12 protein-coding genes are annotated in these 14,794 nt (G+C 42.2%); 9 read left to right on the forward strand and 3 right to left on the reverse strand.

Annotated features, from left to right (window positions below):
* Positions 1–54: 54 nt before the first annotated feature.
* Positions 55–2,253 (forward strand): DNA helicase RecQ, encoded by a 2,199-nt coding sequence (recQ, locus tag ACFQ3Q_RS05860; RefSeq protein ID WP_380743868.1) that lies wholly within the window; start codon positions 55–57, stop codon positions 2,251–2,253.
* Positions 2,254–2,320: 67 nt separating this feature from the next.
* On the opposite strand, the gene ACFQ3Q_RS05865 is transcribed toward recQ, so the two are convergent.
* Together ACFQ3Q_RS05865 and ACFQ3Q_RS05870 are read right to left on the reverse strand one after the other, a co-directional pair.
* Positions 2,321–3,115 carry a hypothetical protein gene (locus tag ACFQ3Q_RS05865; RefSeq protein WP_380743870.1) on the reverse strand — a complete coding sequence of 265 codons (795 nt, stop codon included), beginning with the start codon at positions 3,113–3,115 and terminating at the stop codon, positions 2,321–2,323.
* Between the two features lie 34 nt (positions 3,116–3,149).
* A complete protein-coding gene (locus ACFQ3Q_RS05870; RefSeq protein WP_380743872.1) occupies positions 3,150–3,881 on the reverse strand; it encodes a class I SAM-dependent methyltransferase in 732 nt (243 codons plus the stop codon).
* Between the two features lie 11 nt (positions 3,882–3,892).
* On the opposite strand from ACFQ3Q_RS05870, the gene ACFQ3Q_RS05875 reads away from it, so the two are divergent.
* Positions 3,893–4,387, forward strand: a complete 495-nt coding sequence (locus ACFQ3Q_RS05875; protein ID WP_380743873.1) for a YkgJ family cysteine cluster protein — start codon at positions 3,893–3,895, stop codon at positions 4,385–4,387.
* 29 nt (positions 4,388–4,416) lie between these two features.
* On the opposite strand, the gene ACFQ3Q_RS05880 is transcribed toward ACFQ3Q_RS05875, so the two are convergent.
* Complete coding sequence (locus tag ACFQ3Q_RS05880) at positions 4,417–5,658, reverse strand: exo-beta-N-acetylmuramidase NamZ family protein (RefSeq protein ID WP_380743875.1); 1,242 nt, start codon at positions 5,656–5,658, stop codon at positions 4,417–4,419.
* Positions 5,659–5,666: 8 nt separating this feature from the next.
* On the opposite strand from ACFQ3Q_RS05880, the gene ACFQ3Q_RS05885 reads away from it, so the two are divergent.
* The 7 genes from ACFQ3Q_RS05885 to ACFQ3Q_RS05915 all read left to right on the forward strand — a co-directional run bounded on the left by ACFQ3Q_RS05885 (position 5,667) and on the right by ACFQ3Q_RS05915 (position 14,753).
* Positions 5,667–6,899: an ABC transporter permease gene (locus tag ACFQ3Q_RS05885; protein ID WP_380743877.1), complete on the forward strand. Its 1,233-nt coding sequence runs from the start codon at positions 5,667–5,669 to the stop codon at positions 6,897–6,899.
* A gap of 92 nt (positions 6,900–6,991) precedes the next feature.
* Positions 6,992–7,972, forward strand: coding sequence for a PLP-dependent cysteine synthase family protein (locus ACFQ3Q_RS05890; protein ID WP_380743879.1), 981 nt, complete (start codon positions 6,992–6,994; stop codon positions 7,970–7,972).
* Positions 7,973–8,035: 63 nt separating this feature from the next.
* Positions 8,036–10,138 carry an amino acid carrier protein gene (locus ACFQ3Q_RS05895; protein ID WP_380743881.1) on the forward strand — a complete coding sequence of 701 codons (2,103 nt, stop codon included), beginning with the start codon at positions 8,036–8,038 and terminating at the stop codon, positions 10,136–10,138.
* Between the two features lie 107 nt (positions 10,139–10,245).
* Entirely contained in the window at positions 10,246–10,950 is a 705-nt protein-coding gene (locus tag ACFQ3Q_RS05900; RefSeq protein ID WP_380743882.1) for an SGNH/GDSL hydrolase family protein, read from the forward strand.
* A gap of 45 nt (positions 10,951–10,995) precedes the next feature.
* The gene (locus ACFQ3Q_RS05905) at positions 10,996–12,276 is read left to right on the forward strand and encodes a DUF2851 family protein (RefSeq protein WP_380743884.1); all 1,281 of its coding nucleotides are present in this window, start codon (positions 10,996–10,998) and stop codon (positions 12,274–12,276) included.
* Between the two features lie 19 nt (positions 12,277–12,295).
* Positions 12,296–12,526 carry a PspC domain-containing protein gene (locus tag ACFQ3Q_RS05910; protein WP_380743886.1) on the forward strand — a complete coding sequence of 77 codons (231 nt, stop codon included), beginning with the start codon at positions 12,296–12,298 and terminating at the stop codon, positions 12,524–12,526.
* A 148-nt stretch (positions 12,527–12,674) separates the two neighbouring features.
* On the forward strand, positions 12,675–14,753 hold the full coding sequence (locus ACFQ3Q_RS05915; RefSeq protein ID WP_380743888.1) for an amino acid carrier protein: 2,079 nt from the start codon (positions 12,675–12,677) through the stop codon (positions 14,751–14,753).
* Positions 14,754–14,794: the final 41 nt, after the last annotated feature.

Genomic DNA, 14,794 nt, shown 5'->3' on the forward strand with positions numbered 1-14,794 from the left:
AAGAAAAACGTATCTTTAGTTATGCAAATGTATGTAAAATTGTAACACAATTGAATGAGTTTGACGGAAATTGATTTACACCAACAGCTTAAGAAGTACTTTGGATTTAGTCAGTTTAAAGGGCTTCAGGAAGAGGTGATTACCAGTATTGTGAATAAGCATAATACGTTTGTGGTAATGCCTACAGGAGGAGGGAAATCCCTATGTTACCAACTCCCAGCTTTAATAGCCGATGGAACAGCAATTGTGGTATCGCCCCTTATCGCTTTAATGAAAAACCAGGTAGATGCCATTAGAGGGATTTCTTCAGAACATGGCGTGGCCCATGTACTTAACTCTTCTCTGAATAAGACCGAAGTGCGTCAGGTTAAGGAAGACATTGCCAACGGAGTTACCAAACTTCTTTACGTGGCGCCGGAATCCCTGACCAAGGAAGATCATGTGGAGTTTTTAAAGAAGCAAACCATTTCTTTTCTGGCCATAGATGAAGCTCATTGTATTAGTGAGTGGGGACACGATTTCAGACCGGAGTACCGTAACCTGAGGTCGATCATAAAAAGGATTGGTGACGATATTCCTATTATCGCACTAACGGCAACAGCGACTCCCAAGGTTCAGGAGGATATCCTGAAGAATCTTGGCATTCCCGACGCGAAAACATTCAAAGCAAGTTTTAACAGGCCGAATCTTTACTATGAAGTAAGGCCTAAGACCAAAAATGTTGATGCCGATATCATTCGGTTTGTGAAGCAGAACCAGGGGAAATCCGGGATAATCTATTGTCTAAGCCGAAAGAAGGTGGAAGAGCTGGCGCAAACCCTTCAGGTGAACGGGATCAACGCGGTGCCTTATCACGCCGGGCTTGATGCTAAGACCAGATCCAAGCATCAGGACCAGTTCCTTATGGAGGAGATAGATGTTGTGGTTGCCACTATTGCCTTCGGAATGGGGATCGATAAACCTGATGTTCGTTTTGTGATACATCATGATATTCCTAAGAGTATAGAGAGTTATTATCAGGAAACCGGAAGAGCGGGCAGAGATGGCGGGGAAGGCCATTGCCTTGCCTTTTATTCCTATAAAGACATTGAAAAGCTCGAGAAGTTTATGAGCGGCAAGCCCGTGGCTGAACAGGAGATAGGGCACGCCCTCCTACAGGAAGTAGTGGCTTATGCCGAAACTTCCATCTCTCGCCGAAAGTTTATTCTTCATTATTTCGGGGAGAAATTTGATGAAAAGACTGGGGAAGGGGCTTCTATGGATGATAATGTTCAAAATCCCAAAAAACAGCACGAAGCAAAGGAAGATGCTGAACTGGTATTGAAAGCCGTTAAAGAAACAAAACAACTTTATAAATCTAAGGAAATTGTAAAGACCCTTATTGGTAAATCTAATGCGGTGATTTTATCACATAAAACCGATGAACATCCTTTGTTCGGGAAAGGGAAAGATAAAGACGGGAAATACTGGATGGCACTAATAAGACAGGTCCTGGTGGCCGGATACCTAAAAAAGGATATCGAAACTTATGGTGTCTTAAAACTTACTCCCAAGGGAGAAGAGTTCCTAAAGAATCCGGTCTCTTTTATGATGACCGAAGATCATATTTTTGACAGTACTACCGAGGCTGTGCCGGCGGCATCACAATCCTCTGGCGGGGGAGTGGACAAAACACTGGTGAAAATGCTGAAAGAGTTGCGTAAAAAAGTAGCTCAAAAACGTGAGGTTCCTCCTTTCGTGGTATTCCAGGACCCTTCGATTGAAGATATGGCTCTTAAATATCCTATCACGATGGATGAAATGAGCAATATTTATGGGGTAGGAGAAGGGAAGGCAAAAAAGTACGGGAAAGAGTTCATTGCTTTAATAGAAAAGTATGTAGAAGATAATGATATTGTGAGGCCAGACGACCTTGTAGTTAAATCTACGGGTGCTAATAGCGCCTTGAAGCTCTATATTATCCAAAGTGTGGACCGTAAACTACCCTTAGATGATATTGCGGCGGCCAAGGGAATGGAGATGCCGGAATTTATCAAGGAGATGGAGGCTATTGTATATAGCGGTACCAAACTTAATATTGATTACTGGCTGGAAGATATTCTTGATGAAGACCAGCAGGAAGAGATCCACGAGTATTTCCTGGAAGCTGAAACCGATAAGATCGATGAAGCTATGGAAGAGTTTGACGGAGAATATGACGATGAAGAACTTCGCCTTTACCGAATAAAATTCATTAGTGAAGTGGCTAATTAACCTTTGACTAAAGAAAAAATAAAAAGGGCTGTTTTATCGATAAAACAGCCCTTTTTATATGCTTAACTTATTTACCACCGTTCGCCTGAAGATCAGTAATACACTGGTCGTCAAGAACAGGGATGTTGCCGTTATCAATAAAATCTACCACTCCATCCCCAAATTCAAGCTGGTCTTGCATCAGGCAGTCTTTAACGGTACAATGCCCGCCTTCCTGAACATTTCCATTGCTGTCAACAAAAGGGTCTATGTGATCTGACTGTGCCGGGGTTCCCAAGTTCACCAAACCAAAAAGGTGCCCGAATTCGTGTCTCAGCACGGCGGTCTCAATAACACTTTTCTGAATATCTTTCTGTGCGGCAGTTTCATTGATGGTTTTCCCATACATTACGATAGAAGTATTGAAGTAAGCAGAACCTAAAACAACTATTTCATCATCTTCCTCATTACTTCCATCAGCATAATATATATACACCGAGATCTCATCGCCTGCATTAAAAGTTGTTCGGATATCTCTTTCAATATCGGCAATTTCATTGATGTCGAAGGGTGCTTTGTTGGATGAGGAAACCGCTCGCTGGCTAATATTTATCCCATCGGGTTTATAAGCCCGTTGCTGAAGGAAACTTTTTAATCCTTCAAGAGCTTCCGGAGACGGGGCAAAACCATTTACATAAACAACTTCGATATTTATGGAAGTGAAATTCTCATCACTTAAAAGGTCGTTTGCCGAAGCTCCCAGACTTTTATAATTGGCAGATTTGTTTATTCCGCCGCCTTCACTTGAAGATTCATCTTTTGTACAGGAAACTGTGAAGAGAATCAGGGAAAGAAGAAGGAATAGTTTGTTGAATTTTATCATAGAGATTTGAAAAAGTTCCTGTAAAAATATAAAATTAAGTGGTTTTTGGCTGAAGCCTGGCCAAATAATCATAATGTTCCCCTTTTCTAAGCAGCTCACACTTAAAACCGTGCTTGGATGCTGCCAGTTCCAGCGAGTCGTAGTCTATATACAACCAGTCAAAATAATCTGAACGTTCTCCTTTATAACTAATGCTGAAGCTTAACTCTCCGTAATAAGATGCTGCATCAACCCAGATGCCACCATCCTCATCCTGATCGAATAGAAAGCTCAGATCTGAAGAATCCATCAGGATCTGGCCATCCTTTTTAAGAATCTGCCTGCAGTGTTCAAAGAATTTATCAAGGTTCCGTAGTTTCCCGATAATGCCGCTGCCATTCATAAGTAAGAGAATAGTGTCGAATTTCTCGTTTTTGAGATCGAAGAAATCGATTTTTTGGGCATTCTTGAGGCCGCGAAGTTTGCAAACCTCAATAGCTCCATTAGAAGTATCTATGGATGTAACCTCCAGTTTTTTTTCATTCTGCAGGTAAAGCGAATGGCTTCCGGCCCCACAGCCAACGTCCAGCACCTTTCCCCTGGTGTTTTTTAAAGCCAGTCTTTCCAGGGCGGGCATTTCCTTATAACCCCTGAACAGGTATGGGACGGGAATGACATCGTCTTCGAAGTCTGGCGAGTGAACAATAATGTCTGTAGGGTCTTTTTTATGATAGTAGGCAGAAATGGCCTTTCCGAAAATGTCTTTATCCTTGTGCTGCTTATTCATATCTTTGCAAGATGCAGGAAATTTTAGATAATCTCCCCGATCGGGCCAAAGATAAGCATAAGGAAAACAAAAAGTTTTTTTCGAAGCTTAAGAAAAAACCGCCTAAAGATCTGGACAGGCAAATGCAGGAGATGCACGAAGAAGAGTTTGAAAGAACCAATTGCCTGGACTGCGCCAATTGCTGCAAAACTACCGGCCCCCTTTTCACCAATAAGGATATAGAGCGAATTAGTAAGCATTTAAAGCTGAAACCGCAGCAGTTCATAGACCAATATCTTAAAGTAGATGAAGAAAAGGATTATGTGTTGCAGGAGGTGCCTTGCGCTTTTCTGGATGCTGATAATTATTGCCTTATCTATGATGTTAGACCGAAAGCTTGTCGGGAATATCCGCATACAGACAGAAAGGACTTTCACAAAATATCCAATCTTACCTTGAAGAATACAGCCATCTGTCCTGCAGCCTATAATATTGTGGAAGAGATGAAGCGAAGACTGAATAAATAAAAAAGGCTCTGTAAAGAGCCTTTTTTATTTTAGTTATAAAGGAGATATTGCTTTCGCATCTCGTTAAATTCCTCGAGACCGTCTTTCCAGGTCGTCCGTATTTCTTCCGGACTCATTCCTTTTTCAATTTGCTGTTGAAGCTGAGGTCCGCCGGCAAGTTTTGTAAAGAAGCCATTAAAAAACTCTGCTTTATCTTCAGTGTTGTTGTATGCTTTAATCAGCCACTCCAGGTTTAAGCTGTCCATTCTGCCATGTTCGCTAAGATCTGTTCCGTAGCAGGTTTTACCAAGGTGTTTAGGGTTTTTTGCTCCGTCTTTAGATTGAGGCGTATACGTATAATTGAATACATCCTTATTCAGAAATGGTGAACCGAAAACCTGGAATTGCTTATCGGTTCCTCTTCCGGCATTTACATTGGTGCCTTCAAAAAAGCAAAGGCTGGGGTAAAGATTGATCGATTTTGCATTAGGGAGATTTGGGGATGGTTTTACCGGGAGCTCGTATGGTTTGGAATGGTCGTAATTTTCCATTTCTATAACGCTAAGATCACACTGAATCCCGTCTTTTAGCCATTTTTCACCATTGATCATTCTGGCGTATTCCCCCATTGTCAATCCGTGTACTACAGGAATTGGATGCATTCCAACAAAACTCTGATGTTCCGGATCAAGGATAGGGCCGTCAACATAATGTCCGTTTGGGTTTGGGCGGTCAAAAACAATAAGTTCTACATCATTTTCAGCACAGGCTTCCATTACATAATGAAGTGAAGAAATGTAGGTGTAAAAACGCGCTCCTACATCCTGAAGATCGAATATCAGAACGTCAATTCCTTCAAGCTGCGCCGCTGAAGGTTTTTTGTTGCTTCCGTAAAGGGATATGATTGGGAGCCCGGTCTTTGGGTCTTTTCCGTCTTCCACGTGTTCACCTGCATCGGCTTTTCCCCTGAATCCGTGTTCGGGTGCAAAGACCTTCACCAGATTCGCGTCACGGGAAAGTAGTGAATCTACAACGTGAGTATATTGGTCAGGTGACTTTTCAATAAGAGAACTTTGATTCCCAACAAGTGCCACCTTTTTTCCTTCCAGCATAGGAAGGTATTTTTCGGTGCGGTTTGCAGCCAGAATAATGTTATTCTTAGCCTGTGCCGAAACAGCTTCGGGTTGTGTTTGGTGGTTTTGGGAATGCTGTTTTTCCTGGTTCGTGTTTCCACAGGAAATAAGCCCTATAAAAGCGAATAAAAATGTACTTTTGAAGAAGTTTTTAATCATTTTCAGGTTTGAATTTAGAATTTTTTGTTGTAAAAAGGCTGATTAGCGCTAAAAAGCATAAAAGTAGTATATCTGCCCCGATTATAAAAATAGCCATAGCGGCTATTGCTATAGGGGTGGTAATGATGTTGGTGTCTTTTGCCACCGGTCTTGGTCTGCAACAAAAAATACGCGACAAGATTGCCGCTTTTAATGGGCATATCAGCATTTCCAGTTACGATAATAACAGCTCCCAGGTTTCTCTGAGACCGGTAACAAAAGATCAGGATTTTTACCCTGAATTCACCAAGGTTGAAGGGATAGAACACGTGCAGGCCGTTGCGACCAAGGTTGGGATTATCAGGACCGCTTCAGATTTTGAAGGGGTGATCGTTAAAGGCCTCGGTACAGATTATAATTGGGGATATTTCAAGGACTTTCTGGTAAGAGGTCGCTTGCCCGATTTTAATAATAAACTTAATGATGAGGTCCTGATCTCAGAATACCTGGCAAACCGGCTTCAGCTGGAAGTTGGAGATAAGGTGCCTACTTATTTTCTAAGGGAGAACAATGACCGCCCTTTGCTTCGGGCATTTGTGATCACTGGTATTTATGATTCCGGTTTCAGGGAATTTGATGAGCTCTATATGCTGGCCGATATTCGGCATATTCAGCGTCTCAATAAATGGGAAAAGGATGAGGTGGGAAGCTTCGAGGTTTTTGTAGATGATTTTGATGAGCTGGATTCCAAAGGGCAGGAGGTTTATGAGAATACAGGCTCTTTCCTGGATACCCAGACCATAAAACAGAAATATTACTCCATTTTCGAATGGCTTTCCCTCTTCGATTTTAATATAGCACTCATTATTGGGATAATGATTTTGGTGGCCGGGATCAATATGATCACGGCGCTATTGGTGCTTATTCTTGAACGCACTCAAATGATAGGGATCTTTAAGGCTTTAGGCAGTACAGACTGGAGCATCAGGAAGATATTTTTATACAATGCCGGTTATTTGATTCTTCTTGGTTTGTTTTGGGGGAATCTAATTGGCCTGGGCATTCTGCTTGTCCAGAAGTACTTTAAGCTCTTTCCGCTGGACCCAAGGACTTATTATGTAACCGAGGTGCCGGTGTACATCAGTTGGGACTATATACTCGCAGTGAATTTCGGAACCCTGATACTCTGTATGCTTATGTTGCTGATACCTTCTGTTATCATATCCAGAATATCGCCCGTAAAAGCAATTAAATTCGAATAAGAACGACTATTTAATAAGAGGGTCAAGTTAAAATGGGTTCAAATTATTGATTTTGTTCTCTTTTTCTACCTTTGCACTCTCAAAAAAATAAAATGGAATACGCAGAAAACATACTCGGTACAATCGGGAATACGCCTTTGGTTAAGATGAATAAGATCACCAAGGAAATAGATGCCCTTGTACTGGCTAAATATGAAACCTTTAACCCGGGGAATTCGGTTAAGGACCGGATGGCGGTAAAAATGATAGAAGCAGCGGAAGCTGAAGGGAAGTTAAAACCTGGAGGGACCATTATTGAAGGGACCTCGGGGAATACCGGAATGGGCCTTGCCCTTGCAGCTATCGTAAAGGGCTATAAAATGATTTGTGTGCTTTCAGATAAGCAAAGCAAGGAAAAGATGGATATCCTTAGAGCCGTGGGAAGTGAAGTGGTGGTTTGCCCTACCGATGTTGCTCCGGAAGACCCAAGGTCTTACTATTCTACTTCTAAAAGGCTTGCTGAGGAAACGCCGAATTCCTGGTATGTGAACCAGTATGATAATCTGGCGAATACGCAGGCTCATTATGAGAGTACTGGACCTGAGATCTGGGAGCAGACAGATGGAAAGGTTACTCACTTTGTAGTGGGGGTAGGAACCGGCGGGACCATCTCTGGTGTAGGTAAATACTTAAAAGAAAAGAACCCGAATATAAAAGTTTGGGGAATAGATACCTATGGTTCCGTTTTTAAGAAATACCACGAAACCGGTGAATTTGATAAGAATGAGATCTATCCTTATGTGACCGAAGGGATAGGGGAAGATATAATTCCAAAGAATGTGGACTTTAGTGTTATTGACGGTTTCACCAAGGTGACCGATAAGGATGCAGCCATTTATACCCGCCGTCTGGCAAGGGAAGAGGGCTTTTTCTTAGGGAACAGTGCAGGTGCTGCAGCAAAAGGTTTACTTCAGTTAAAAGAACATTTTACCAAAGACGATGTGGTGGTGGTCTTGTTCCACGATCACGGAAGCAGATATGTAGGTAAGATCTATAATGATGACTGGATGAAGGAACAAGGTTTCTTGGAATAAGAAAAAAATCCTGCTTTAAGCAGGATTTTTTTATATAATTACTATACTAAATTCAAAATAATTATGAAAAACGTATACTGGTTAGCCAGTTTTCTTTTAATGATTACTGTTGGGCTTTCCGCTCAGGAAAGTGCAGATTCCGAAAGCGGGAATCTGAATGTGAAAATGGATTTACAAAACCCTTCAAGGGAGATTAACGATGGGACTGCACGGATTGTGGTCTCAGGAGGGCAGGCACCTTATAAATACAAATGGAGTGAAAAGAACACAAGCCTGGATGCCCAAAAGGCAACTGGGATCATAGAAGGGATGCAATACTCTGTTGAAGTAAGTGATGCCAGCGGAGAAAAGGTTGTAAAAGAGTTCACCATTCCTGCAGAATCAATTACCGAGATTTTTAATAGCCGGGTGCAACCGGCAGTAGATTTCCTGGGGAACATCCTGTTTTGGGACCCGTTTGCGACTATTGGGATCTACGATCCGGTAGTGTATACCGATCAGAAGGAAATCCCTATCCCAAACTGGGATGCTACAACAAATAAAACCTACAGTCTTAAGCGCTGGCTGGTGGAGGAAAACAATTCGGTTAAGGAAGGCGATAAGATTGCCATTGTGGAAACCGATACCGGTGAAGAAATTGAAGTGTTCTCTGATGTAAACGGAACGCTTACTCACCTGGTAGATGAAGGCGGGGTGATCTTCAATCCTAATGCTACCAGCGATGTAATAGAGCAAAATGCGCATATGCTTGCGCAAATACGGTATGATGATCCGCAGCCATTGTTACACCCGAATGGGGAGATCAGAAAAAATACGATTCCGTTTATTGTGATCTGGTTGATCCTGGGGAGTATATTCTTCACCTTCCGCTTAGGCTTTATCAATATCAGAGGTTTTAAGCATTCTATTGAACTTGCCAAAGGTAAGTATGATGATCCCGACGCACCAGGTACAATTACTCACTTTCAGGCTATGGCAACTGCAGTTTCTGCAACCGTAGGTCTTGGTAATATTGCCGGGGTGGCCGTGGCGATCTCTCTTGGTGGAGCAGGAGCCACCTTCTGGATGTTTACAGCAGGTTTCTTCGGAATGTCCCTGAAATTTGTTGAATGTACCCTGGGTGTGAAATATCGTTTTATCAATAACGAAGGCCGTATTTTCGGAGGGCCGATGAATTATCTTCGCTATGGGCTTGAAAAAAGGAATCTGAGGTCTCTTGGGAAGTTTCTGGCAGTATTCTTTGCAATACTGGGTGTTGGGGCTTCTTTTGGAGGTGGGAATATGTTGCAGTCCAACCAGGCGTTTAAGATCGTTGCGGAACAAATTCCACTCCTGCAGGGGCACGGTTTCTGGTTCGGAATTGGATTCTCTATCCTCGTGGGAATAGTAATTATTGGAGGGATAAACAGTATTGCCAGGGTTACCAGTAAAGTGGTGCCGTTTATGGCTATTGTTTACATTCTTGGTTGTTTGACCGTGATTGCCGTGAACTTCGAAAATATTGGTGGTGCTTTTTCTGCGATTTTTAACGGAGCCTTTTCTGCAAGCGCGATGAAAGGCGGATTGATCGGGGTACTGATTATTGGTCTGCAAAGGGCAGCCTTCTCCAGTGAGGCCGGGGTGGGTTCAGCGGCAATTGCCCACAGTGCTTCCAAAACCAATAATCCCATAGCTGACGGATTCACCTCTCTTGTGGAACCTTTTATAGATACGATGGTGGTTTGTACAATGACTGCCCTGGTGCTTATTTTTACAGGGATGCACGAGGTAGATAGCCTAGGAGGGGTTGAGCTTACTTCAGATGCCTTTGGTAGTGTGATCTCCTGGTTCCCTGCAGTACTTGCATTAGCGGTGTTCCTATTTGCTTTTTCAACTATGGTTTCCTGGTCTTATTATGGAATGAGATCCTGGACATATTTATTTGGGAAAAGCAAGAAGTCTGAACTTATTTACAAAGTACTGTTCCTGATTTTCGTAGTTGTAGGAGCATCTACCAGCCTTGGAGCAGTGTTGAGTTTTTCAGATATGATGATCCTGGCGATGTCTTTCCCTAATATTATTGGCCTGTACATTATGTCTTCTGAAATAAGGGAAGACCTGAGGGAGTACTGGCATAAACTTCACAATGGAGAACTCTTTATAAACCCGAAGTACAAAAAAGCCTAAACAGGTTTTAGTAATACTTTTAGATAAAACCTTTCCGGAGACCGGGAAGGTTTTTCTATATTAGGCTGAAAATTACCGGTTCCGGCTGGTAATTTAAATTTTGATTTATGACCAACTATAAAGCCCTGATTGTGTTATTTCTGCTGGTTATGGCCGGCTGCAGCTCAACTTCTAAGATTTCAAATGCACCGGAACCTTCCGAAAATAAATTCAGTTATCTTGCTTTGGGAGACTCCTACACCATAGGGGAGAGTGTAAGTGTAGACCAGCGCTGGCCTGTTCAGCTTTCAAACCGTCTTAATGAAAGGGGGATAAAAGTAGCTCCTCCAAAGATCATAGCAAAGACAGGATGGACTACCGGAAACCTGCTGGACGGGATAAATTCTGAATTGGATGTACAGCGTGATTTTGACCTTGTCTCCATTTTGATTGGAGTAAATAACCAATACCAGGGTAAAAGTATAGATCAGTACGAAGAGGAGTTAAGGACTATTTTCAATAAGGCTATAAATCATTCCAAGCGGGGAAAGGAAGGAGTTTTTGCTCTTAGTATACCTGATTACGGAGTTACTCCTTTTGGAAAACCAAATGAGGAGAAGATCCGAGAGGAAATTAATGCCTTTAATGCTGTGTTCAGAGAGGTAGCTGAAGATTTTGAGGTCGATTTTTATAATATCACTCCAATTTCCCGGGAAGCGGAAACCAATTCCGGGCTAGTTGCCGAGGACGGCTTGCATCCAAGCGGACTTATGTACAGATACTGGGTTGATCTTGTGGTTGATGAGGTCGCCCAAAAACTACCTGAAAATTAATTAGGCAGGTGTTTGGTGTATGGCTTTATTCCCTAAATTTATTCAATGAGGGAGGAATTTTTACACCACATCTGGAAGCTGAAGAAATTCGATTTTATCCGGGCTGAGACCACAGCCGGCGACCCTATTCTATTTATCGATCCAGGCCGTCACAACCTGGATTCCGGTCCCGATTTTTTTAACGCCAGGCTTAGGATAGGAGATCAGTTGTGGGCCGGAAATGTAGAAATTCATCTGAAGGCTTCAGATTGGTATTTTCACGGCCACGAGACTGATGAGAATTATGATAATGTGATCCTGCATGTCGTGTGGGAAGACGATGTGGAGATTTTCAGAAAAGATAATACCCCGGTACCAAGCCTTGTCTTAAAGAAGCTGGTAGACCCTAGCTTACTTAAAAACTTTCAGCAGCTATTTACAGGTAATTTCACCTGGATCAACTGTGAGCACCACTTTGGGGAGTTTAGTGATTTTGATGTGCATAACTGGCTGGAAAGGATGTATATCGAAAGGCTTGAAGAGCGCTCCCTTCTTATTGAAGAAATGCTGAAAGAAAGTGAAAATGACTGGGAAGCTGTTTTGTTCAGACTCCTGGCCAAGGCATTCGGGTTAAAGGTGAATGGAGATGCATTTCTAAGTATGGCCAACAGCATTAATTTTAAAACCCTCTTGAAATGCCGGAATAAAGCTGAAGATGTTGAGGCTTTATTCCTGGGGCAGTCCGGCCTGCTGGACTCGGAAAATGAGGATCTGTATTTTAATGAGCTGAAAAAGCGGTATGCTTATCTAAAGCATAAGTTTTCCCTGCAAAATGATTACGTGATAAAGCCCAAATACTTTAGACTCCGGCCGGATAATTTTCCCAATTTGAGATTGGCCCAGCTTGCAGGATTGTATTCAGGAAATTCAGGTATGTTTCAACTCTTGATGCATTCCGGGGTAATTGCAGAGATTCGGGATGTATTTGATGTTGAAGTTACCGATTACTGGAAAACTCATTATAATTTCGGTCGTCCGCATAAAGTCAGGAAAAAGAAGCTCTCGAAGGATTTTATAGACCTGCTGCTTATTAACTGCATTATTCCGTTGCGGTTTGCCTACGGGAAATATAAAGGTGATTTCCTGGAAGAGGAGTTACTGGAGCTGATCGCACAAATTTCAGGAGAGAAAAATTCGGTTATGGAGAAATTTGAGGTTCTAAGACCCGGACTTGCGCGAAACGCCCTGAATACACAGGCCTTGCTTCAGCTTAAAAGCACTTATTGCGATAAGAACAGATGTCTGTATTGCAGTCTTGGCCATAAATTCCTGCAGGGGAGCGCATAAATATTTTATATTTGTGCCAATGAGGAGTTTTATTTACAACATCAGGTATTTCTTTGAAAGGCACGGTTTTTATGTGTCCTCTCGTCTTGCCGATAAAATTGGGATGAGAGCCAGAAGTGTGAGGTTGTTTTTTATCTATGCTTCTTTCTTCACGATGGGGATTGGCTTTGTGGTTTATCTTACCCTGGCATTTTGGTTAAAGCTGAAAGATCTTGTTTATACCAAACGAAGCTCTGTGTTCGATCTCTAATGCTGTTTTTATCTTTTTGAGATGAAAACCTTCACTTTATTTTAACAATTCCTTTGCAATTTAACTCCATATAATTTGAAAAAGCCTATTTTTTTAGCATCTTGCTTCGCTGAAAAATCTATTATAATCTAAACAACAGCTATTCTATATGAGAAAGTACCTACTTTCATTGTTTTTTGCGTTTTCAATGGTAACCCTGTACGCACAGGAGTTGCAAGTAGAAACGAAAACAGGAAATCCTTCGCGAATTATTAACGATGGTTTTATTGAATTAAATGTAACAGGAGGTACACCTCCCTACACCTACAAATGGTCCAGCCAGGAGACACCTTTAACTTCCAATAGGGCTGAAGGTCTGGTAGAGGGGCTTCCCTACTCGGTTGTAATTACAGACAGCAACGGGAATTCTGCTACAATAGAAAAAACTGTTGAAGCTGAAGCGATCACCGAACATTTTAACGGGACCTTTCAGCCAATTGTAGATAAAATGGGAGCCATTCTTTTCTGGGATCCTTTTGCTGCTATGGGTATTTACGACCCTGTGGTTTATGCTGATGTGAAGAATGTCGGTACCCCGGGATGGACTGCCGAGGTAGAAGATGTATACACTCTTAAGGAGTGGAAAGTTAGTAACGGAGAGCACGTGAATAAAGGGGACCTTATCGCGATAATTTCTTCTGAAAAAGAAGGAGAGATTGAAGCTTATTCTGATGCTAACGGAAAAATAGATCATCTTGTTGAAGAAGGTGAGACCATTTTCGACTATCAGAATACTCAGGACCTTATTGAGTCAGGGGCGCATTATTTTGCCCAAATTGAATATGATGACCCGGTAGTGCTTACGCACCCAAATGGTGACCCTCAAACAAATGATATTCCTTTTATCGTGGTTTGGTTAATCTTTGGAGCCGCTTTCTTTACGGTTAGAATGGGCTTCATTAATATTAGAGGATTCAAACATTCTCTTGATCTTGCAAAAGGTAAGTATGATGATCCTGATGCACCTGGAAGTATTACGCATTTTCAGGCTTTGTCTACTGCCGTTTCTGCAACAGTGGGACTTGGCAACATTGCCGGGGTAGCCGTTGCGGTATCCCTTGGTGGTGCGGGAGCTACTCTCTGGATGATCGTTGCCGGACTTATCGGGATGTCTTCCAAATTTGTGGAGTGTACCCTTGGTGTAAAATACAGATTTATCAATTCTGAAGGACGTATCTTCGGTGGACCAATGAACTACCTTCGTTATGGTCTTGAGAAAAGAAATATGAGAAGTCTTGGTAAATTTCTTGCTGCTTTCTTCGCAATACTTGGTATTGGTGCTTCTTTTGGAGGAGGTAATATGTTCCAGGCCAACCAGTCTTTTGAGATCTTGTCAGGTCAGTTTCCATTGCTTGAAGGTAACGGGTTCTGGTTTGGGCTTATTCTTGCCATTCTTGTAGGAGTGGTAATTATAGGTGGAATTAGCAGCATTGCCAAAGTAACCAGTAAGGTGGTGCCTTTTATGGCTGCGGTTTACGTACTTGGAGCCTTAACTGTGATCATCATTAACATAGATAACCTAGGGCCTGCTTTAACAGCTATCTGGGACGGAGCATTTAGTCCTTCTGCGCTTAAAGGAGGGGTGATAGGTGTTCTAATTGTAGGTTTCCAAAGAGCAGCGTTCTCGAATGAGGCCGGGGTTGGTTCTGCGGCAATTGCCCACTCGGCAGCCAAAACCAATAATCCGCCTTCTGAAGGATTTGTTGCGCTTCTTGAACCGTTTATCGATACGGTTGTGGTGTGTACTTTAACTGCACTGGTATTGATCTTTACCGGAATGCACGAGGTAGAAGGGATTGGAGGAGCTCAGTTGACTTCTGATGCCTTTGCCAGTGTTATTTCCTGGTTCCCTTATGTACTTGCACTTGCAGTATTCTTATTTGCATTCTCTACGATGATCTCCTGGTCATACTACGGAATGAGATCCTGGACTTACCTTTTCGGAAAGAGTAAGAAAACCGAATTACTATATAAGGTATTCTTCCTTATATTCGTAGTGATTGGTGCTTCTGTTAGTTTAGGAGCGGTACTTAATTTCTCTGATATGATGATCCTTGCGATGTCTTTCCCTAACATTATTGGTCTTTACATAATGTCTGGTGAGGTTAGAGAAGATCTGCGCGAATACTTCCGTAAGATGAAAGCAGGCGAGCTTTTCCAAAAACCGGAAAAGGCCAAAGCCTCTTAATGATATAAAAAGATGAAGTCTTTTAAATCCCATTTTGTTTT

It is taken from the genome of Salegentibacter chungangensis (assembly GCF_042678405.1).
GTDB lineage: Bacteria > Bacteroidota > Bacteroidia > Flavobacteriales > Flavobacteriaceae > Salegentibacter_A > Salegentibacter_A chungangensis.